Origin of the sequence: Nocardia blacklockiae (genome assembly GCF_015477355.1) — a bacterium.
Lineage (GTDB): Bacteria > Actinomycetota > Actinomycetes > Mycobacteriales > Mycobacteriaceae > Nocardia > Nocardia blacklockiae.
The window spans coordinates 230,858-252,120 of record NZ_JADLRJ010000001.1 but is presented as its reverse complement, the minus strand read 5'-3'; the positions used below and the strand labels follow the sequence as shown (position 1 = coordinate 252,120).

19 protein-coding genes are annotated in these 21,263 nt (G+C 69.3%); 6 read left to right on the top strand and 13 right to left on the bottom strand.

Annotated features, from left to right (window positions below; all coding sequences use genetic code 11):
• A complete protein-coding gene (locus IU476_RS01100; protein ID WP_195095644.1) occupies positions 1–1,125 on the bottom strand; it encodes a ferritin-like domain-containing protein in 1,125 nt (374 codons plus the stop codon).
• Positions 1,122–7,022, bottom strand: coding sequence for a type I polyketide synthase (locus IU476_RS01095; RefSeq protein WP_195095642.1), 5,901 nt, complete (start codon positions 7,020–7,022; stop codon positions 1,122–1,124). The genes IU476_RS01100 and IU476_RS01095 overlap by 4 nt, the downstream gene beginning before the upstream one ends.
• Positions 7,023–7,439: 417 nt before the next feature.
• Between IU476_RS01095 and IU476_RS01090 the strand changes: the two genes are divergently transcribed.
• Positions 7,440–8,753 carry a cytochrome P450 gene (locus tag IU476_RS01090; RefSeq protein WP_195095630.1) on the top strand — a complete coding sequence of 438 codons (1,314 nt, stop codon included), beginning with the start codon at positions 7,440–7,442 and terminating at the stop codon, positions 8,751–8,753.
• A gap of 19 nt (positions 8,754–8,772) precedes the next feature.
• On the opposite strand, the gene IU476_RS01085 is transcribed toward IU476_RS01090, so the two are convergent.
• From IU476_RS01085 to IU476_RS01060, 6 genes are all read right to left on the bottom strand, one after another.
• Positions 8,773–9,606 (bottom strand): ABC transporter permease, encoded by an 834-nt coding sequence (locus IU476_RS01085; RefSeq protein ID WP_195095625.1) that lies wholly within the window; start codon positions 9,604–9,606, stop codon positions 8,773–8,775.
• Positions 9,603–10,340 (bottom strand): ABC transporter ATP-binding protein, encoded by a 738-nt coding sequence (locus tag IU476_RS01080; RefSeq protein WP_195095621.1) that lies wholly within the window; start codon positions 10,338–10,340, stop codon positions 9,603–9,605. The genes IU476_RS01085 and IU476_RS01080 overlap by 4 nt, the downstream gene beginning before the upstream one ends.
• A 15-nt stretch (positions 10,341–10,355) precedes the next feature.
• Positions 10,356–10,838: an MTB12 C-terminal domain-containing protein gene (locus IU476_RS01075; protein WP_195095616.1), complete on the bottom strand. Its 483-nt coding sequence runs from the start codon at positions 10,836–10,838 to the stop codon at positions 10,356–10,358.
• Positions 10,839–10,941: 103 nt separating this feature from the next.
• Positions 10,942–11,754 carry an SAM-dependent methyltransferase gene (locus tag IU476_RS01070; RefSeq protein WP_195095615.1) on the bottom strand — a complete coding sequence of 271 codons (813 nt, stop codon included), beginning with the start codon at positions 11,752–11,754 and terminating at the stop codon, positions 10,942–10,944.
• Between the two features lie 85 nt (positions 11,755–11,839).
• Entirely contained in the window at positions 11,840–12,907 is a 1,068-nt protein-coding gene (locus IU476_RS01065) for a hypothetical protein (RefSeq protein WP_195095614.1), read from the bottom strand.
• Positions 12,908–12,995: 88 nt separating this feature from the next.
• Positions 12,996–13,283, bottom strand: coding sequence for a hypothetical protein (locus IU476_RS01060; protein WP_195095612.1), 288 nt, complete (start codon positions 13,281–13,283; stop codon positions 12,996–12,998).
• 125 nt (positions 13,284–13,408) lie between these two features.
• On the opposite strand from IU476_RS01060, the gene IU476_RS01055 reads away from it, so the two are divergent.
• Both IU476_RS01055 and IU476_RS01050 read left to right on the top strand, forming a co-directional pair.
• Positions 13,409–13,996, top strand: a complete 588-nt coding sequence (locus IU476_RS01055) for a dihydrofolate reductase family protein (protein WP_195095610.1) — start codon at positions 13,409–13,411, stop codon at positions 13,994–13,996.
• Positions 13,993–14,406: a VOC family protein gene (locus tag IU476_RS01050; RefSeq protein WP_195095608.1), complete on the top strand. Its 414-nt coding sequence runs from the start codon at positions 13,993–13,995 to the stop codon at positions 14,404–14,406. The genes IU476_RS01055 and IU476_RS01050 overlap by 4 nt, the downstream gene beginning before the upstream one ends.
• Positions 14,407–14,452: 46 nt before the next feature.
• Here the strand turns inward: IU476_RS01050 and IU476_RS01045 are convergent, their stop codons facing one another.
• A complete protein-coding gene (locus tag IU476_RS01045) occupies positions 14,453–14,833 on the bottom strand; it encodes a winged helix-turn-helix transcriptional regulator (protein WP_195095606.1) in 381 nt (126 codons plus the stop codon).
• Positions 14,834–14,902: 69 nt separating this feature from the next.
• Here IU476_RS01045 and IU476_RS01040 point away from each other — a divergent pair, with 69 nt between their 5' ends.
• Positions 14,903–15,556, top strand: coding sequence for a nitroreductase family protein (locus IU476_RS01040; RefSeq protein WP_195095604.1), 654 nt, complete (start codon positions 14,903–14,905; stop codon positions 15,554–15,556).
• Here the strand turns inward: IU476_RS01040 and IU476_RS01035 are convergent.
• Positions 15,522–15,860, bottom strand: coding sequence for a DUF222 domain-containing protein (locus IU476_RS01035; protein WP_195095602.1), 339 nt, complete (start codon positions 15,858–15,860; stop codon positions 15,522–15,524). The genes IU476_RS01040 and IU476_RS01035 overlap by 35 nt on opposite strands.
• A gap of 44 nt (positions 15,861–15,904) precedes the next feature.
• Positions 15,905–16,813, bottom strand: a complete 909-nt coding sequence (locus tag IU476_RS01030) for a LysR family transcriptional regulator (protein ID WP_195095600.1) — start codon at positions 16,811–16,813, stop codon at positions 15,905–15,907.
• Positions 16,814–16,884: 71 nt separating this feature from the next.
• On the opposite strand from IU476_RS01030, the gene IU476_RS01025 reads away from it, so the two are divergent.
• Positions 16,885–17,298 carry a nuclear transport factor 2 family protein gene (locus tag IU476_RS01025; protein WP_195095598.1) on the top strand — a complete coding sequence of 138 codons (414 nt, stop codon included), beginning with the start codon at positions 16,885–16,887 and terminating at the stop codon, positions 17,296–17,298.
• A gap of 15 nt (positions 17,299–17,313) precedes the next feature.
• On the opposite strand, the gene IU476_RS01020 is transcribed toward IU476_RS01025, so the two are convergent.
• Entirely contained in the window at positions 17,314–18,420 is a 1,107-nt protein-coding gene (locus IU476_RS01020) for a LuxR C-terminal-related transcriptional regulator (protein ID WP_195095597.1), read from the bottom strand.
• A 160-nt stretch (positions 18,421–18,580) separates the two neighbouring features.
• Between IU476_RS01020 and IU476_RS01015 the strand changes: the two genes are divergently transcribed.
• On the top strand, positions 18,581–20,035 hold the full coding sequence (locus IU476_RS01015; RefSeq protein ID WP_195095596.1) for an FAD/NAD(P)-binding protein: 1,455 nt from the start codon (positions 18,581–18,583) through the stop codon (positions 20,033–20,035).
• Between the two features lies 1 nt (position 20,036).
• Here IU476_RS01015 and IU476_RS01010 read toward each other — a convergent pair whose 3' ends face one another.
• Positions 20,037–21,239 (bottom strand): cytochrome P450, encoded by a 1,203-nt coding sequence (locus tag IU476_RS01010; protein ID WP_195097308.1) that lies wholly within the window; start codon positions 21,237–21,239, stop codon positions 20,037–20,039.
• Positions 21,240–21,263: the final 24 nt, after the last annotated feature.

Genomic DNA, 21,263 nt, shown 5'->3' with positions numbered 1-21,263 from the left:
CTACGACTCCGCCCCCTGCCGAATTGCCTCCTTCACCTCCGCCACGCGTTCCGCTTCCTCCGCCGCGAAGCGCTCGGCGTCCAGCCGTTCCGCGGTCTCCTCGTCCTGGACCATCAACAGGTCGAGGTTCGAATCGCCCAGGTCGAAGACTCCCATGTCGACATAGGCGCGCTGCAGACGTTCGCCCCACAGCCCGATGTCCTTGACGCACGGCACGATCCGGCTGAACAGAAGCTTGCGGAACAGGCCCAGGGACTTCGACTCCTCGCTCAACTTCCCAGCCTCTCGCCGCGGAATGCCGAAGTTCTCCAAGACCTCGTCCCCGCGCAGCCGGTCGCGCATCAGGTAGCAGCCCTCGATGACGAACTCCTCGCGTTCGCGCAGTTCGGCGTCGGTGAGTTGCTTGTAGTAGTCGCGCAGGGCCATCCGGCCGAAGGCCACGTGCCGGGCCTCGTCCTGCATGACGTAGGCCAGGATCTGCTGGGGCAGCGGCTTGTCCGTCGTGTCCCGGATCATGCCGAAAGCGGCCAGCGCCAGTCCCTCGACCAGCACCTGCATGCCCAGATACGGTATGTCCCAACGGGAATCGCGCAACGTATCGCCCAGCAGAGCTTGCAGGTGGTCGTTGATCGGGTACAGCATCCCGACCTTCTCGTGGAGGAAGCGCGCGTAGATCTCGGCGTGCCGGGCCTCGTCCATGGTCTGGGTCGCGGAGTAGAACTTCGCGTCGAGGTCGGGCGCGGACTCCACGATGCGCGCGGCGCAGACCATCGCACCCTGCTCGCCGTGCAGGAACTGGCTGAACTGCCAGGAAGCGTAGTGGCGGCGCAGGTCTCGCTTGTTCTGCTCGCTCATCCTGTCCCAGTAGGGGGTGCCGTAGACGACCATGCCCTGGTCGGGGACACCCAGCGGGTCGTACGGGTCGACCTCGAGGGACCAGTCGATGCGCTTGGCGCCGTCCCACTGCTTGTCCTTGCCCTTCTGGTAGAGGGCCAGCAGCCGGTCCCGGCCGTCGTCGTACTCCCAGGTGAACCGTGCCTGTCCGGTCGACTGGACGCTCCAGTCCGGGGCGGCGGGATCCGTCGTGTAGAGCGGTCGCTTCGAATCCGGATGGTTGCTGATCATCGCGCGGCCGGCTCGGGTAGGTAGCCGTTGGCCGCGAAGAAGCGCAGGTGCGCGGCGAGCGTGTCGGAATCGATAGGCGGGCAGGGTCGTTCGAGTCGCCGATGGGTGGCGGCGCTGTCGTAGACGGCTCGGTCGGCGAGGTCGGTATCGAGCATGAGGCGGAGAAACGTTTCGAGTACGGGCTGTGCGGCGTTGCCGTCGTCGGCTCGAATTCGTTCGGCCCATGCGCGCGGCGCGACGTCGTCGAGCCGGTATCCGTGCGCCCGGGCAGCGGATACCAAGTGCGCGAACGGGGTACGAGCGGCGTTGGTGAGATGGTAGGTGCCGCCGAGAGTGTCGGGCCGGGCGGCGAGCGCGAGAACCGAGCGGGCAGCGTGATCGACCGGGATGATGTCGTCACTGGCGGTGACCGGGTGCGGCACCGCGCCTATCCGAATGCAGCCCTTGATGATTCGCCACATAAGGTCGTTGTCCTGGCAGGCGCCGCGGTGGCGGTCGCCGAAGACGCGGGACAGGCGGTAGATCGACACGGGCAGGCCGCGGTCGCGCGCGAGCCCGACGAGTTGCTCTGCGGCCCACTTGGTTTGAGCGTATCCGGTGAGCAACGCGGTCACGGGCCCGGTCGGGGTGTGTTCGCAGGCTGGCGGCTGCCCGGCGGTCCGAGCCGGGAACACGCCGATGGTGGAGACGTGGTGGACGGGAACGCTGCGGTGCCGGGCGGCCAGGCGCAGGATCTCCTCGGTGCCCGCGACATTCGCGGGCGCGACGTCGGCGTAGCGGTGCAGCACGTCGACGGCCGCGCCGACGTGCACGACCGCGTCGGCGGTGCGGGCGAGCCGTTCGTAGGTGGCGGTGTCGAGACCGAGGCCGGGCGCGGCCAGATCGGCGGGCACGGCGACGACCCGGTCCGCTTCCCACATCAGACCGTAATGGCGAGCGGTGTCGAGCAACCGTTGACGCGCGTGTTCGGCGTCGTCGGCGCGAACCAGGCAATGCGCTGTCGCGGTGGAGCTTTCGAGAAGATGCCGCAACAGGTGGGCACCGACGAACCCGGTGGCTCCGGTCAGTAGGACGTGCCGCGCCGCGTCGAGGGGCGTGGCGGTGATCGTCCCGGCGGGGGTGATGTCCTCGGCGAGCCGGATCTCGGTGGGCAGATCGGCAGGGGCGGTCGAGGCGGTCCCGCAGAGGAGAGCATCGAGGTGCGCGGCCAGGGCGTGCGGGGTGGGGTGCTGGAAGATGTGACTGGTGGGCAGCCGCTCCTGCAGCCCGACGGCGCGCGTGAGACGGTTGCGCAGGTCGAGCGCGCCGAGGGAATCCAGCCCGACCTCGATCAGGGGTGTGTCCGCGGTGACACGTTCGGTGGTGTCGTGTCCGAGCGCGGCGGCCGCATGCCGACGGATCAAGGCGACCAGGGTGGCGCGGCGGCGGTCGACGGGTAGCCGAGCCAGGTCGTCGCGGGCCGGTGCGGCCTCGATGGCGGTCTGCGGCTCTGTCGAATCCCGCTCGGCGCCAGGCGGTTCGAGCGCAGCGCGGGCCTCGGGGATGTCGTCGAGCAGCGGGCGTGGTTTGGTGGCGGTATAGGCCGGGGCGAAGCGGCGCCAGTCGACATCCGCCACCGACAGCACGGTGTCGTCGTCGGCGAGCGCGCGGCCCATCGCCGCGAGCGCGAGGTCGGGATCCATCGCCGGGATTCCGCGCTGGTCGAGCACACGCCGCACCTCCGGACGGGCCGCGAGTCCTGTGCCGCCCCACGCGCCCCAGGCGATGGAGGTCGCCGTCTTCCCGGTGGATCGGCGGTGTCCGGCCAGTGCGTCCAGCGCGGCGTTGGCCGCGGCGTACGCGCCGTGGCCGCTGCTGCCCCAGACCCCGGAGTTGGAGGAGAACAGGACGAACGCGTCGAGCGGATGCTCGGCGAGCAGGTCGTGCAGATGCAGCGCACCGGCGACCTTCGCGCTCGTCACCGCCGTGAATTCGGCGACGGTGAGGTCGCGGATCGGGCGCTCGGGAGCGATGCCCGCGGCGTGGACGACGGTCGTCACACGGTCACCGGCCTGCCACAGAGCCGCCAGCAGGTCGGCGACCGCGCTACGGTCGGCCACATCGCACGCGGCGAAAGTGACTCGCGCACCGGCTCGTTCGAGTTCGGCGCGCAGCGTCGCCGTACCGGCGGCCCTACCGGCGTTGCGGCTGACCAGCACGAGATGCTCCGCGCCGCGCGACGCCATCCACTGCGCGACGCGGCGTCCCAGGCCCCCGGTACCGCCGGTGATCAGCACCGTGCCGCGGGCACGCCAGCTATCCGCGGTGCCGCCGGAATCTGCGCGGACGAGGCGTCGACCGTAGGGTCCGGTGTCGCGCAGCGCGATCTCGTCCTCACCACCGTGTCCGTTCACGATCGCCGCCAGGTGGACGATGCCGGTCTCACACGGTTCCTCGGGAAGATCGATCATGCCTCCCCACACGTCGGGGTGTTCGAGCCCGATGACCCGCCCGACACCCCAGAGCTGCGCCTGCCGCCAATCCCGCAGTGCGCCAACGGAGTCGAACGCGCCGCGGGTCACCGCCCACACTCGCAGCGGGCGGCGCGAATCCAGCACCGCTTGCGTCAGCACCACGGTGGCCGGTGCGCCGACGGCGTGCTCGCCGACCGGCTGGTCATCGAGGGCCAGCAGGGATACGACGCCGTCGACACCCTCGTGCATGCCCAGCTGCTTGGTCCACAGCGTGCGGTCCGGCGCCGTGGTGTCGAGGTCGACGATCGGTGCGGCGCCGTCGGCGGTTTCCAGTGCCGCGGCGATCCGCGCGGCGAGCACGCGGGCTCGGTCGTTGCCGGTCGGTGTGGCCACCAGCCACTTCCCGTGTGCCGGACCGGTAGGCGTGGCCGGCAGCGCACGCCAGGCGATCCGGTATCGCCATCGGTCGACTGTCGCATTCCGGTCACGACGGTGCCGCCACGCCGCCAGTGCCGGAACAAGCTCCCGCAGCGGGATATTCGCGTCGACCCCGAGATCACCCGCCAAGGCGTCGACGTCACCGCGGTCCACTCGATCCCAGAAGGCCGCGTCGGCGACGCAGCCGCCCGACGCGGCGACGACTGTGGCGGAGTTCGACGCCAACCAGAACCTTCGACGCTGAAAAGCGTAGGGCGGCAAGGTGATCAGCCGTCCCGCAGGCAGGATCCGGGTCCAGTCCACATCCACCCCGCGCACGTACGCCTCCGCCGCACTCCGCACCAGCCGGTCCACGCCGCCCTCGCCACGGCGTAGCGAACCCACCACCACGACGGACTCGTCCGCGGCATCGCCGTCGGTCGCCGCGGACCGGACGATGTCGTGTACCGCGGGCAACAGCACCGGATGCGCACCGACTTCGATGAAGGCCCGATAGCCCGCGCGGGCCAGGACCTCGACGGTGTCGGCGAACAGGACCGGCTGCCGCAGATTGTCGTACCAGTACCGCGCGTCGAGGTGGCGGGTGCGCATCGCGTCGCCGGTGAGCGTGGAATAGAACGGGATGTCGCCGTCGCGGGGATCGAGGTCGGTCAGTCCGGTCCGCACCTCGTTCTCGACCCGCTCGACCTGCGGCGAGTGCGAGGCATAGTCCACCGGGATCCACCGGGCGCGCACGCCGCGACCCTCGCAGGCCCGGAACACTTCTCGCAGACCTGCCACCGGTCCGGCGAGCACGGTGGCGGCCGGACCGTTGACCGCCGCCACGTCCACGTCGACGCACGGCGCGGCCAGCTCCTCGGCCTTCGCGCGCGGCACCGCCAGTGCCAGCATCGATCCTTCGCCGCACAGTGCCCGCACCGCACGCGACCGCACCGCCACCACCCGCGCCGCGTCGGACAGGCTCAGGCCACCCGCGATATACGCCGCGGCGATCTCGCCCTGCGAATGCCCGACCACCGCGGCCACCGGCACGCCCCAGGACTGCCACACTCGCGCCACACCCACCAGCACCGCGAACAGGACGGGTTGCACCACGTCCACCCGCTCGACCACGCCGCCGCCGGGCAGCGTCGTCGTCGGCATCGGCTCGCGCCCGAGCACCATGTCCGTGACGGAGAACCCGACCAGCGGATCCAGTTCCCGCGCACACGCGGTCACGGTGTCGCGGAAGACCGCACTCGTCTCCCACAGCTCACGGCCCATCCCTGGCCACTGGGTGCCCTGCCCCGGAAACACCAGCACCACACCACGTTCCGCGCCGGACACCACCGAACCCGACACCACGTCCTCCGCGTGATCGCCGTCGGTCGCACCCGCCACCGTGTCCAACCCCGCCAGCAGAGCGCCGAGGTCGCGGCCGATCACCACCGCGCGATGCTCCAGCCGCGACCGCCGGGCCAGCGACACCGCGACGTCGGCCACCACGTCACCCGCACCGGGCGTCGGTGCCGGCGGCAGGTCCCGCACCTGCCGCGCCACCCCGGCCGCCTGCGCACGCAACGCCGCCTGCCCCCGCCCCGACACCGTCCACACGACGACATCGCCTCCGACACCGCACAGTTCGCCCTCCTCCCCCGCACCTGCGGACCGGTCAGGTGGGCAAAATCCCTCGGCGTCAACAGGTTCCGGCTCTTCGAGAACGACGTGCGCGTTGGTTCCGCTGACGCCGAACGACGACACACCCGCCCGGCGCGGGGACGGCCCGGCCTCCCACGGCCGTGCCGCCGACAGGACCGACATCCCGCTGGCATCCCAGTCCACGCGCGGGGTCGGCTCCTCGGCATGCAGGGTCCGCGGCAAGGTTCCGTGCCGCATCGCGAGCACCATCTTGATCACTCCCCCGACGCCCGCGGCGGCCTGGGTGTGCCCGATATTCGACTTCAACGACCCGAGCCACAACGGCCGCTGCCGACTGTGCGCCCGGCCGTAGGTGGCCGCGAGGGCGTGCGCCTCGATCGGATCACCGAGCCGCGTCCCCGTACCGTGCGCCTCGACGACGTCCACGTCCGCCGGCCGCAGCCCGGCCTGGGCCAGTGCCGCCCGGATCACCTGCTCCTGCGCCGGGCCGCTCGGCGCGGTCAGCCGTTTGCTCGCCCCGTCCTGATTCACCGCGCTGCCGCGCAACAGCGCCAGCACGCGCCGCCGGTCGCGCCGCGCCTCCGACAACCGTTGCAGCAGCAGCACTCCCGCGCCCTCGGCGAAACCGGTACCGTCCGCACCGGCGCCGAACGCCTTGCACCGGCCGTCCGGCGCCAGGCCGCGTGCCCGCGCGAACTCGATCAGCGGGCCCGGCCTGCACAGAATCGTCACGCCGCCGGCCAGCGCCATCGAGCACTCACCCGCGCGCAGCGACTGCGCGGCCAGATGCAGCGCCACCAGCGACGACGAGCACGCCGTATCCACCGAGATCGCCGGCCCGGCCAATCCCAGGCAATACGCCACCCGCCCCGAGGCCACACTCGTGATGTTGCCGGTCACGATGTGCCCTTCCAGGTCGCCGCGCCCACCCCCGTACATCGGCAGATACTCCTCGTTGATGATTCCCGCGAACACCCCCACCGCCTCGCCGCGCAGCGACAACGGGTCGATCCCGGCGTATTCGATCGCGTCCCAGCAGCTTTCGAGGAACAACCGATGCTGCGGATCCATCGCCAGGGCCTCTCGCGGCGAGATCCCGAAGAAGTCCGCGTCGAATCCGGCGACATCGTCCACGAAGCCGCCGAATCGCGCGTACGTCCTACCCGCCGCGCCCGGATCCGGGTCGTACAGATTCTCCACGTCCCACCCCCGATCCACCGGCAGACCCCCGATCACGTCACCACCGGCGGCCACCACGTCCCACAACCGCTCCGGCGACGTCACACCGCCCGGAAACCGGCACGCCATGCCGACGACCGCGATCGGCTCCACTCCTCCGGTCTCCGATCCTCGCTGAGCCCCAGCCATCACAAGTCCTCTCGAAGCAACGCCGACAGAAACCGGAAAGAGGTACAGCCCGACGCCTTCGCGAACGTCGACAACGACCGCCGGCCACACCAACCCTCGACCGGCGGGGCAGCGCCCCGAACTGCACGAACAGAACAATCGCGACAAACCTATCCACGGCCACGAGCGGACAACCGGATTTCCGATCGGATCGGCGGTTCGACCAGCGCGGCCGCCCGCCCGCCGCCACGTAGTCGGCCGGCTTCACCGCGCTCCCGGCCGCGGCCCCTCCTCCGGACAGGCAGGTTCGACAACCACGAGCAACCGTCGGCAAGTATCATCGGACTTTGCGGGACAGACGTTTTCGCTTGTCACGTCACCTTCGTGTGCATGCAGCCCGAGGTCACGTGTGGATCGACAACGGAAGGGCAAGAGACAGTGGATATTCGCGACGTCCCGTGCGGTCCCGGCCGTCTACCCGTCATCGGGCACGGCTGGCGGATGTGGCGTGATCCGGTCCGGTTCATGGTGGAACTGGCCGACGTCGGGAAGATCGCGCGCGTCGAGATCGGCAGTCGCGTCGTCTATGTCATCACCGATTTCGAGCTGCTCCACAAGGTGCTGGTCGATAGCTCAGATTCCTTCGAGCGCGGGCTGCTCTTCGACCGCATCCGGCTCATATTCGAGGAGTCGCTGATCGTCTCGGACGGTCAGCAGCACCGGGATCTGCGTCGGCTGCTGCAGCCGGCGTTCCATCGCACCGAGCTGGAAAGCTACGCGCACACCATAAAACGCAATGCGGACGCGTTGGCGAGTTCGTGGCGGCCGGGTCAGGTCGTCGAGGCTCGTGCCGCACTGCTGGACATGGTGATCACCAACCTGCTGGGGTCCTTGTTCTCGCACGAACCCGACCCCGAGGAGCTGCGATTCATCTCGGGTTTGATCCAGGACATCGGCGGGGGCGCCATTGTGGGCAGTGTGCTGCCCAAGAAGCTGGCGAACCTGCCCTTGCCGGTGAACCGCAAATTCCTCTCCGCCGGAACGCAATTGCGGGAGTACTGCCAGCGGCTGCTGGTGGCGCGCCGGACCAGCGGTGAACGCCGGAACGACCTTCTCGACATCCTGCTGTACTCGTCGGAAGATGCGGACCGTAGCGACAAGTTCCTGGCAGAGCAGGCCGTGACGGTTCTCTTCGGCGGAATCGACGCCTCGACCGCCACGCTGACCTGGGCGCTGTACGAGCTGGCACACCGCCCGGAAGTGGCTGCGAGACTGCAGAAAGAGATCTCCGCGACCACCGAACTCGGCCCTCGAGGTCTCGACGAACTCGACTACCTGAACCGGTTCCTGAACGAGGTCACGCGGATCCATTCGCCACTGCTACAAACCAGACGCACCGTCACCGCGGTCGAGCTCGGCGGTTTCACCTTCCCCGCCGGGACCGATATCGGCTACAGCATCGCGGCTGTGCACCGGAACCCGCAGATCTTCGCCGAACCGGACGCATTCGACCCCGATCGGTGGCCGGCCTCGGCGGCCCGGTCGAAGTGCCGGAGCTTCGTCCCGTTCAGCATGGGCAGTCAGATGTGCATCGGAAACAACTACGCCTGGATGGCATTTCAGACGACGCTGCACAGCCTGCTGTCGAAATGGGAGTTCCAGCCGGTCGCTACCCGGAAACTCGGACGCGCCATGGGCCCGATCCCCGGAATCGGCAAGCTACCGCTCGAGGTGCACCCGATCGCCGGATGAATCCGGGACTCTCCGGTGCTCAGGCTGTTTCGATGAGCCTCGCCCTGCGACGCCCGGACATCCGGCGAGTGAGGATCGGCAGGACGGCTGTCACGACGAACAGAGCGATCGCGATGACGACGAAGTAGACCAGAGATCCGTTGCGCCCGAAGCGAGGGACGAAGGCGACTTCCTGGCCGGTCGCGGCGACGGCGTTGAGGAACGGGGCGTACGCCTGCAGGGTGTACCCGTGGGGCAGCAGATTCATGGAGTTCTCGGCCACGTAGACCCAGAACAGGAGAACGGCGACAGCGGCGGACGGCGTGCGAATCAGCGACCCGACCGCGACGCCCACACCGCAGGCGGCGAACGCGTAGCAAGGGACGGTCCAGAGGAACCGAATACCCGCCGAGTCCGTAATGTCCACGGCCCCATAGATTTGCGGGAACTGGTGCGGCAGCGTGACCATGACGACCACGAGCAGGACAACTGTCGAAATCGCCGTGATGATGCCGTAGTAGATCCACCGGGCCAGCGCGACCGTCCAGGGCCGGGGAAACAGGAACGCGTTGAGATCGCTTGTCTGGCCGCGCCATTGACTGGCGTGGGCGTAGGCGGCGGTGACCATCATGACCGACACGGACAGCGTGATCACCCAGTACACGGAATTGGTAGTGGAGACCGTGGCGACGTAACTCTGCCCGGGGAGATCGGCGAGTCGTTCTGCGACAGCGGCTATTCCGAACGTGACGACCAGCGGAAGCGCGAAGGTGACCGGGACCGCGGCGGTCCACAGGAAACTGCGCCCGGTGGTGCGGGTCCACTCGGCGGCGATGCCGCGACGGATCAGGGTAACCGGACCGGAGCCGTTCACGGGGCCACTCCCGAGGTGGCGTCGGCAGGCAGCCCGGCGATGCGCAGATAGGCGTCCTCGAGGCTGGTCTCGCCGGGCTCCAAGGTGTCCATGAGCTGGGTGTACGGCTGGTCGGCCAGGACGCGGTGGTTTCCGATGACCACGATGTGGTCAGCGTTGCGTTCGACCTCGTCGAGCAGGTGCGTGGCGACCAGGACGCAGGTCCCGGCGTCGGCGAGCCGGCGCAGCAGTCCGCGTATCCAGCGGATGCCCGCGATGTCGAGGCCGTTGAGAGGTTCGTCGAGCAGCAGGGTCCGAGGCTCGGAGAGCAACGCGGCGGCGATGCCGACACGCTGGAGCATGCCCAGCGAATAGTGCCCCAGCCTGCGGTCGGCGACCCGGCCGAGATCGACGATCTCGAGCACGTCGCCGACCCGGCCGGCGGGCAGCCCACGGGCACGAGCGATCCAGCGCAGGTGCCGGCGCGCCGTGTGCCGTGGGTCGAAAGCCCGGTAGTTCAAATGCATTCCGAGAGTTGCCGGTGTGGTGTGGTGGGCCCGGACGAGGGTGCCGTCGACCGTGACGGTGCCCCGCGCGGGCGCGATGACGCCGCAGATACATCGCAGCAGCGTGGTTTTGCCGGTGCCGTTGAGACCGATCAGGTACGTGAGCGCCCCGTCGGCCACGGTCAGTTCGGGGACCTCGAGGACGGTCACGCCGGGGTAGCTCAGCGTGAGGTCACGGATGTCGATCACAGCGCCGGCAGCCGGTCAGAAATCGCAGGCCATCGCCAGGCCCACGGCCTTGACGCCCTCGCACACGGAACTGTTGGACAGCTTCCAGACGCCGTCGATGCGCTTCCAGACCACGCGCGCAACCAGATCCGGCTGTCCAGCCGTCTTGCTGCGCAGCATCGCGGTGTGCACGTTGCCGTCGTGGGTTTCGGGGCCGGTGATGTCGTTCGACCCGCGCGGCGCCCGGTACAGGCCGATGTTGTAGAGGGTGCGCGCGACCACGACCGCGCGCATGCCGCCTTCCATATTGGCGGCCTTTGCCTCGTCGGAGGCGGGTGTCTCGATCAGGAACGCGACCTGTTCGTCGAGATCCTCCAGGGTGGGAACCTCTTTGGTGATGAGGAACTGGGCGGGGGCGCCGGAAGCGGCAGGGGCATTGACAACCGAAGCGCCGGTTGTGACCGCGGCGACCGTTGCGATCGTCGACACGACACCAGCGACAATTTTGAGGGTCTTCATATTCTCATCCTCTGATCGACTGGGGCAGCACCTGATGCACGCTCGAATGTGCAGGCGGCCAACGAATTGACGGGTACGAGACTACTCCTGTTCACGCGGATACTCAGGGTTTGCGGCCGATGGCACCGACCATGACCATCCGAGTCTCCGGCAATCCCGGGCGGAGCCACTGCTGCACCGGCACCACACCGGGCTCCAGCAGTTCGAAGCCGGCGAGGAAGGATTCCGTCTGCTCGGTGGACCGGAAGGCGACCTGCGCGGAAGTAGCGGCGGTGTTGGTGAGCACCTGAAGTATCTCCGGGGAGGACTCACTGGAGCCGTGGGTCATCGCCAGGTAACTGCCGGGCGCCATTCGATCGCGTAAGGCGGCGATGATCCCGGCGGGGTCCTCGTGGTCCATCACGTAATGGAGCACGCCGATGAGCGTGATGGCCACCGGTTTGTCGAGATCGATCAGGGCTTGGTCGCTCAGCTGATCGAGGATCTCGTGGGGACGGCGAATGTCTCCCTGCATCACCGCGACATCCGGTGGATCGGCCAGCAGCGCCTCGCAATGGGCGACGACGAGCGGGTCGTAGTCGACGTACACCACCCGCGACGACGGCTCGATTTCGTGGGCCACCTCGTGCACGTTGGGGTCGTTCGGCATTCCCGAGCCGAGATCGATGAATTGCCGGATACCGGCGTCGGCGGCCATCTCCACCGCCTTGCGCAGAAAACCCCGGGCGAACCAGGCCAGCGTCTTGATTTCCGGTGCGCGCGACAGCATTTCGTGCGCCATGCCGCGGTCGACCTCGTAATTGTCCTTTCCGCTCAACAGGTAGTCGTACACCCGGGCGGAGTTCAGCTGACCAGGGTCGAACGGTTGCGGCGTACGGTCGGCTGCCGACGTGGGCCCTTCATCTCCTTCGACCACGGGGTAACCGTAGCCTATCGCCACCTCGGGCGGATACCCCTCCGGAGATCCGTTGCGCCCCAAAGGTGGTGGGCCGCCGCAAGTGTCACAAATCGGTCTCGGCCAGAGCGACCGCGTGTGCTACCGCGGACCGTGCCCGTTCGACGGTCTTGTAGCGGCCCAGACCGCAGGGCGCGGCGACGTCCAGCGGGCCGCCGTAGGCCGACTCCGCCGCCGCCAGTCCCTGCCGTGCTTGCGCGAGCGGCTGGGTCGCGTGCGCGAGTCCGGCGACGAGCCGTGTGGCAGCGGGCAATTCGAGGTGTGCCAGGGGCGCGTAGTAGCGCGGCCGCACCGGTGCCTGTTTGCCGTCGCCGATGGGCATGTGGACGAAATCGAGATGCCGTCCCGCCGGCCAGTATCGCGCTACCGCGTTGGCCAGTGCGACGACCGACGCCGTCGATCGCGGCGACACGACCGGTTTGTCGTCGAGGCTCCCGTAGCAGAGGTGCACTCCGAAACGGGCACCGTGGGGCGAGCGCGCGACCAGGCGTGCGATCGCCCGGCCCGCGAGGGTGGCCGGGCCTTCTCGCAGGCCCCGGGGCAGCCGCGCGCAGAGCAGCGTCTCCGCGGCCAGTTCGAGTTGGAAGACGACGTTGTCCCCCAACATCTCGTGGATTCGGACGATTTCCCTGACGGTGGCGTCGAGAATCGGGCGGTAGTAGGGGAAGCCGCGGTCACCGCGGCCGACACTGCCTCGACGCCACGTGAGCATCCGCGCCTCGAAGGCGATGAAACCGATGACGAAGGGCGTCGGAATCCCTACCTGCAACCGCAGTCCGGGATCGGTCCGGCGCAGCTCGGCGAACGCCGCGAGCGCACGCCGGGTCTCCTCCGCGTAACCGAGCGCGGCGTCGACATCGCCTTCGCCCAGCGAGTGGCCCGGCCGCAGCCGAAAAGTGTTGCGGGAGCGCAACGTCGACCAATCCCCCCGACGCACCGGCGCCAGCGCCGGAATCTCGTCGAGCCGGTCGATGATGGGCCTGATGTACCACTGGGCCCGATAGGGATCCGCTTCCCCACCGGGAACTACCCCGTCCAGATACTCACCGGCCGTCTCGACGGCGAACGCCATCGCCTTCTCCGGACTGTCCAACTGTGCGGGCAAACTGCCCACGAAGTGAACCCTGCGCTTCGGCTGCACGGCGTCAGTGTCGCACACAGTTACCGCCGAGGGATCGCCAGCGGGTCGGGCAGCGCTGCCGTCAGTCGAACACGACGCCGCGGATCCGCGCGGTGTACTGCCCCGCCCTCTCCAGCGCGTCACCCGCCGCATCCAGCTCGATCAGCGCTTCCCCCAACACTTCTCGCGCCCCGGCGACGCAATATCCCGGGGTGATCAACGCCGCGGCACCGACGGTATCGATGATCAGACCCGACTCGGGCAGAGCCCCGTACCGCTCGGACAGTTCGGCCACCGCACGACGCAACTCGTTCACCCGCGACAACAGTTGCCCGCGCTCACTTTCCAGCTCGATCGGATCCATCACCATGCGCTCCAGTCTGCCTCGGCCGGAATTCGCCCGCCCCCGATGAGTTTGCCTGCCGGACGGAGTCTGTTCTTCGACGGCTCCTGCTCTGACAGGTGAGGGGAGCGTTCCTACCTCATGGAGGGCAGATGGCGGGCGGGACGAGCAGTCCGATTCGGTTGTATATGTCGATGTCGCTCGACGGGTATATCGCCGGGCCGGATGATCGGGCGGGGCAGGAACTCGGGCGGGGCGGGGGGCGGCTGTTCAATTGGCTCGACGATCGGGAATCCGAGGGGCCGAGCGGGCAGGTGTATCGCGAGGCGCTGGGGACCGGCGCGTTGATCTCGGGGCGGCGGACCTACGAACTCGCCGGGCGGTGGGGCGGTGATCATCACGACGGGGTGCCGATCTTCGTCCTCACCCGCCACGAGGGCGTGCCGTTCGGTCACGCGCGGTTCGTCACCGATGTCGAGGAGTGCGCCCGGCTGGCTCGCGCGGCGGCCGGTGGTCGTCCGGTCATGGTGCACGGGGCGGGCGCGGCCCAAGCGCTGCTGCGCGCCGGACAGCTCGACGAGATGGAGATCCACCTGGTCCCCGTCCTCCTCGGGGAGGGCCGGCGACTGTTCGACCATCTCGGCGGCGACCGCATCGAACTCGACCTCGTCCGACGGCTCGAGGACCGAGATGTCACGCACCTGCGCTACCGCGTGCGGCGAACCGAGGAGACCGCGTGAAGACACTGTTCGTCTCGTACCGCGTCACCGACCTGGACCGCTCGCTCGCGTTCTACACCGCTCTGGGCTACGTCGAATTGGGCAAGGTCGACCTCGGCGGCGAAAACCGGCTCGTCCTCCTGCAATTCCCCGGCGAGCCGGCGGCCTCACTGGAGTTGGTCCACCGCCCCGCCGACGGCCGTGTCGACATCGGCAACGGTTTCGACCACCTCGCGATCGAGGTGGACACACTCGCCACCACCCTCGAGCGGTTGACCTCCGCCGGCCTCGCACCGGGCCCCATCCAATACCCGGCCGGCCCGCAGGGCCCGAAGACGTCGTGGCTCACCGACCCGGACGGCTACCGGATCGAGTTGGTGGAGTGGCCGCCCGATCAGCCCGGCGGCATCACCGCCGCCGACTTCTCCTGAGCGCCATGCGTTTCAGTGGTCAGCCTCGGCTGCCCGTTCGTCCGCCTCAAGCCCGCGCTGCTCGGGCTCGGGCGGATTCGATGGTGTTGATGTTGGTTTCGATCCATTCGCGGAGGGCCGCGATGGGGGTGCGGAGGCTGTGGCCCAAGGGGGTCAGGGTGTATTCGACCTTCGGGGGGACGGTGGGGTGGACGGTGCGGGTGAGGAAGCCGTCGGTCTCGAGGTCGCGGAGGGTCTGGGTGAGCATCTTCTGGGAGATGCCCTCGATGCGGCGCTGGAGGTCGGTGTAGCGCAGGGTGCCCTCGGCGAGGGCGTCGACGATGAGCACCGTCCACTTGCCCGCGATGCGATCTAGCACCTGGCGGGTGGGACAGCGCGCGGAGTAGACGTCGGCGGGCAGACCGGACGACTCGACATACGTACGCACACGAACGAGTGTAGCGCACCAAAAGGTGCCTTCTTCCGAAAAGGGCGTCACTCTCCAATAGTTAGATATATGGAGAGACAAGCACTTTCGGTTCCCGAGGCCATTCGCACCCGCCGCACCGTGCGCCACTATCGGCCCGATCCCGTCGACCCCGCACTCCTGGAGGAGGTGCTGGAACTGGCGGTGCAGGCGCCCAGCGCCTGGAACATGCAGGACCGCTCGATCGTCGTGGTGACCAGCGAGGCCGGCCGGGAACGACTGTCGCAGGCCGCCTTCGGCCAGCCGCACCCCCGCGAAGCCCCCGTGGCACTGGTTTTCGTGGCCGACGCGACGGCGTGGGAGGCGCCCAACACCGACATCGCCGCGGCAGCCGAGCGCAACGGCGCCTGGAACGCCGAGTTCACGGCGCTGTTCGACAGCCGCGCCGAGTACCACGACCTGCGCGAGCGCGGCCTGCTCCGCGAGAACGCGGTGAAGAACGCCATGATCGCCGCGACCTACACCATGCTCGCGGCCGCCTCGCTCGGCCTGGCCTCGGCCCCGATGAACGGCTGGGATCCCGATCTGGTCAAACGCGCGATCGGCATCGAGGACCGCGACCACCTCGCCATCGCCGTCATCGTGACGATCGGCCACGCCGCCACCGCGCCGCGCCATCCCGGCCGCAGGAGCCGGGAACGGATCGTGTTCAGCGAACGCTATGCCGCACAGGCGACAGCGTGATTCCGGCCCGCCACACCTTCCTGGCCCGCGAACGGGGGCGCGGCGCGGCGTACTCGATTCGCCGGCGCGCCTCGGCATCACTGATCCGCAGTAGATCGCTCAACAGCTCCGCGGTGTCCCGGTAGCCGGTGTCGGCGGCTAGGCCGCGGCGCTCGGCCTCGGCGACGGCCGCCGCCATCGCCGCGCCCAACCGGCGGCGGTGGCGTTCGGTTTCGACGAGGGTGCGCAGCAGGTCGACATCGGCCAGTTCGGGCCATCTCCGCGCCGGAGCATCCGGTGCCAGTGCAGTCGAATGTGTCTTCACGGGCGTGAGCTTACCTCATCATCGAACATATGTTCGACATTCGGCTAACGCAGGCGTTGCCGGACTTCGGCGGCCAGGTCAGCGGCGGTATCACGCAGGGCCTCGAGGAAAAGTTCTCGCGGGGCGGCCGGATCGCCGCCGCGGTGGAGGACCGAGGTCGGGCGGACCGCGTCGGGGTGGTCGATGCGGATCAGGGCCAGGCCCGGCGGCAGCACCGGGACCGCGATGCCGGGGACCACGGTGCTGCCCATGCCCGCCACCACGAGTCCGAGTTTGGCGACCCAGTCGCGCGCGACGAGGGCGATCTCGGGTTCCGCGGCGGCGTCGCGCCAGGCGCCGAGCAGGGTGGTGTTCACCTCGGTACTGCCCGCGATCCAGCGCTCGCCGCGCAGTTGCACGGGCGTGACGCTGGTCCGGCCCGCGAGGTGGTGGTCCGGCGGAACCGCGACGAGCAGCGGATCATCCAGAAGCGGATGGATCTCGGTGTCCGGGAGCGGATTTCGCATCCCGGTCACCACCGCCAGGTCCAGTCGCCCGCGCGCGACGGCGGTCGCCAGGCGCGGGCTGGTGCCCTCACGCAGCGGTACGCGCGCGAGGCGGGGCGCGGTGGCGGCGATCGCCCTCGGCACCAGCGCGGCCATGGCGGTCGAGAACGCGCCGACCCGCAGCGTGGCGGGCGGATGCGCGCTCAGCTCGTCGAGTTCCTGCCGCGCGGCACCGAGCCCGCCGAGCACGGTGTCGGCGTGGCGCAACACGATTCGCCCCGCCGCGGTGGCTCGCACGCCGCGGGCGTGCCGCTCGAACAGCGCCCGGCCGGCCGCCTGCTCCATGAGCGCGATCTGCCGGGACACCGCCGACTGCGTGTAGCCCAGATTCTCCGCGGCGGTGGAGAACGACCCGCACCGAGCCGCCTCCCGGACCACTCGCAAGCCGACGACCGTGAACTCACCCATGCCGAATACTCATATCAGGTATGCGACACTCTCGCTTGTCGCATACCTATCGGCTTCCTAGCGTCGTACCCATGAGCGCAGCAGCGAACAAGAAACTGGTCGAGGACATCTTCGAGCAGATGGCGCAGGGCAATACCCGGGCGATGAGCGAGGCCATGGCCGACGACTTCCGCTGGATCTTCCCCGGCGATTGGTCATGGTCGGGTGTCTGGGAACCGAAATCCGTGGTGCTGAACCACCTTCTGCGGCCGTTGATGACCCAGTTCAGCGCGTACCGCAGCGAGGCCGAATTCGTGATCGCCGCAGACGACCGCGTCGTCGCCCAGGTCCGCGCCCACGCCCGCACCACCGCGGGCGAGCCGTACGAGCAGACCTATTGCTTCGTCTTCCGCATAGCGGACGGCCGTCTCACCGAGGTGATCGAACATTGCGATACCGCGTTGGTCGAGCGCGTCCTGCAACCACTCCGCCGAGTCGGCGACTGACTATCACCGACGGGCCTAATTCCGCTCGACCCGGACGGTGTTGCGGGCCGCGAACGGCTCCTGGAATTCGGTGAACAGCCGCGCGACCAATTCGCCCCGGCTGCCGACGCCGACCTTGTCGAAGATGGCCTTCACGTGGTCGCGGACGGTGTGCGGGGACAGGTGCAGGCGGGCGGCGATGTCGGCGGTCGGCAGGCCGCGGGCGATGAGGTCGACGACCTCGAGTTCACGGCGGGTCAGTTCGTACGCGGCGGTGACGAGGGCGGCGACCTCGGAGGGTTTGGCGGGTTCGATGACCAGCGCGGTGGTGCTGCCGGCGCCGTCGGCGGCGCGCAGGCAGGACGCGTGGCAGACCAGCCAGCGACCGGTCGCGGCCCGAATCCGGATGCGGGCGCTGCCGCCGGTGAGGCGGGCGCGGCCGGCCGTGCTGAGAATCCACACCGGCAGCGGCAGTTCGATGCCGAACGGTGTGGTGGTCGACGGGCCGGGCGGCATCTGCGCCAGCAGGTGCCGGGCTTCGTCGTTGAGCGACAACAGGTTTCCCGCGGCGTCGAAGAGCAGCATGCCCGGCGCGCCGGTCGTGTCGGCCGGGGTCGGCGCGCTCGACGGTTGCACGAAGGACCGCAGCCGCTGGGCGAGCGGCGCGGACAAGGCCGAGACGAGCGCGACATCGGTCGCGTCGAAGTCGGCACGTCCGCGCTCGCGGAACAGGCTGAGCTGCCCCCAGGGCTGGCCGTCGACGCGGAACACCGCGCGCAGTTCGTCCGCGAAACCCCTGGGCCGCATGAAGGTCCGGTAGAGCGGGCTGCGCGCCGGGTCGCCCCCGGTCACCGCGCGCAGGCCCGCGACCGGGACCGGCGCCCGCGCCAGATCCCGGAACCGATTGACGTGCTCGGCGAAAAGCTCAGCCTCCCAATAGGTTCCGCAGCCGCCCTCGTGCAGGTTCTCCACCCGCACCGGGGCGGTGGTCAGTCCGTTGATCGGGTCGGTGGCCACCCATACCGCGGCGTCGAACGACGAGAGGCGCCGCAGGCGCGCGGAGGCGTTCGCGAACAGCGTCTGCGGATCGGTCGCGCCCGCGATCTCGTCGAGCAGCGCGGTGACCGCACGGCTTGTGGTCATGACGCCGATCCTGCTGGACGCGTCGCGTGCCGGCCATCCCTCATGTGAGGGGGAACCCGTGCCGCCGCGGCGGAATTCCCCTCGTTCGGGGGATGGGGCCGGGCGCCGCCGCCGAGGACGCTGGTCGACGCACCGGACGGTGCTCGAAAGGAGAGGTGCCATGCGTATCGGGATCGTGGGGGCCGGAGCGGCCGGGGTAGGCCTGCTCGACGCACTCGCGGCGGCGGGCGGGAAGCCCGGCGCCGTCACGGTTTTCGACGGCTCGCCCGCCCGGTGGCGGGGGCGGGCGTATCAGGCGGACGCCGAGGCGGTGCGGGTGAACGCGCCGCCGATGATCATGTCGATCCGCGCCGGGGACCCGGCGCACTATCAGCGCTGGCTGGCGGCGCGGACCGACCTCGCCGGGTACCTCGACGAGGCGCTGGGGCAAATTCTGGTGCCGCGGGCTCGCTACGGCGACTATCTCGAGGACACGGCGCACGCGGCCATCGACGAATTGCGCAGGGCCGGTTGGCGAGTCGATGTGGTCGACGCCCGCGTCACCGGATTCTCCCGGGACGGTGCGGCAGTGCTGCACACCGAGGACGGCGACCGGGTACGGGTGGATCGCGCGGTGCTGGCGGTCGGGAACGGCCGCCCGCGCGACCATTACGGCCTCACCGGCGCACCCGGCTATGTCGACGAGCCCTATCCCCTGGCCCGGACGGTCGGCGGCATCGCGCCGCAGGCACACGTCGGAGTGATCGGCAGCGGCCTGACCGCCGTGGACATCGCCGTGACGTTGGTGGCGAACGGGCACACCGGCCCGATCAGTTTCCTGTCCCGCACGGGCACATTGCCTTTCGTCCAGAAGCGCCCGGTGCGGCTCGAGCCGCACCACCTCACGGCCGAGGCGATCCGCGCCGCGGCCACCGACGGCAGCGTGTCCTTCGGCCGGCTCGCGGACCTGCTGCGCGCCGAACTCGCCGATCTCGGACAGGATTTCGACGTTTTCGCCGCCGAGATCCTGGCCTCCGAACCACCCGTCGACCGGCTGCGCCGCCAACTCGCGGAGGTCGGCTCCGCGCAGCACGGCTTGCGGCTGCTCACCATGGCCATTCGCGTGGCCGGGCCGACCGCCTGGCCCCTGCTGCCGGAATCCGATCGAACCATGTTGCGGGAGCGGCATTTCCGCACCCTCAACAGCCTCAGCTCGCCGATGGTCCCGCACAATGCGCGAATACTGCTGCGCCTGCTGGATTCGGGTCAGCTGCGCCTGCGGCCGGGCGTCACCAAGATCGAGGCACGCGCCGGCGGCGGCTTCACCGTCACCGACGAGACCGACCGGACCGCCGACGTCATCGTCAACGCCGTCAACCCGCCCGCCTACACCACACCCACCGACACCGAACCACTGATGACCGCACTACTGACGACCGGCGTCGCCGAACTCGAACCCACCGGCGGCGTTTCCGCCGACCGCCACACCCGCGCCCTCCTGGCACGCGGCCGCCCGGACCCCACTTGGCACGTCCTCGGCAACCTGGCCGCCGACGCCATGCCCATCGCCACCAACCCGCCCGGACTAGCCGCCGAGGCCCACCATCTGGCGCGCATCCTCACGGCGGGCGCATGACTCAGAATGTGGTGGCGGGCAACGTTTCCCAGCCGCGGACGGTGGAGGTGGGCGACAGGCGGGCGTTGTCCAGGTCCACCTCCCAGCGCGGGAAGCGGGCCAGGATCTCCTCCAGTGCGATCCGGCCCTCCAGCCTGGCCAGCGCGGAGCCCAGGCAGTAGTGCGTGCCGACGCTGAAGGTCAGGTGCTGGCGGGTGTCGCGGTGGATGTCGAAGACGTCGCCGTCGGGCGGGAACTGCCGCTCGTCGCGGTTGGCGGCGCCGATGAGCAGCATCATGACGCTGCCCTCGGGCACCGTGCGGCCGTGCACCTCGACGCCGCGGGTCACGTAGCGGGCGACATGCGGTGCGGGCGGCTCGAATCGGAGCAGTTCCTCGACCGCGTTGGGGATCAGGCGCGGATTCTCCACCAGTTGCGCCCGCTGGTCGGGATGCTCGGCGAGCACCTTACCCGCCCAGCCGATCAGCCGCGTCGTGGTCTCGTTGCCCGCGCCGGACACCACGTTGACGTAGGTGAGCAGTTCCTCGCGGGTCAGCCGCCGCACCGTGCCGGTCTCGTCCTCGAATTCGACGTTCAGCAGTTCGGTCATGATGTCGTCGGAGGGATGCTCGACCCGCCAGTCGATGTACGCGCCGAACAGTTCGCCGCCGATGAGCCCCTCCTCGGCGGCCTTCATCGGCTTGCCCTCCTCGGTGCGCATCTGGGCGTTGGCGAAATCCCGGATGGCCTCCTGATCCTGCTCCGGGATGCCCAGCAGCATGCCGATGGTCCGCATCGGCATCTGCGCGCCGATGTCGGCGATGAAGTCCAGCCGCCCCGACCCCACGTGCGGATCCAGGCTGCGCGCGCAGAACTCGCGGATCTTGCCCTCGAGCTCGCGGATCTTGCGCGGAGTGAACATGCGCGACAACAACTTCCGGTGGATGTCGTGGATCGGCGGATCCTCGAAGATCAGCACGCCGGGCGGCATCGGGAAATCGGCCTTGATCAGCTCGAGGATCGCGCCGCGCGCGGAGCTGTAGGTCTTGTGGTCCAGCAGCGCCGCGTTGACGTCCTGCCAGCGGCTCAGCGCGTAGAAGTCGTGCTGCTCGTTGTAGTAGACGGGCAGTTCGTCGCGAATCCGCTTGAACATCGGATAGGGATCGGCGTTGAGGCGCACGTCGTACGGGTCGTAGTAGACGTCGCTGGCCGCGCTGGTGGTCACAGAGATCTCCATATCTGAGAGTGT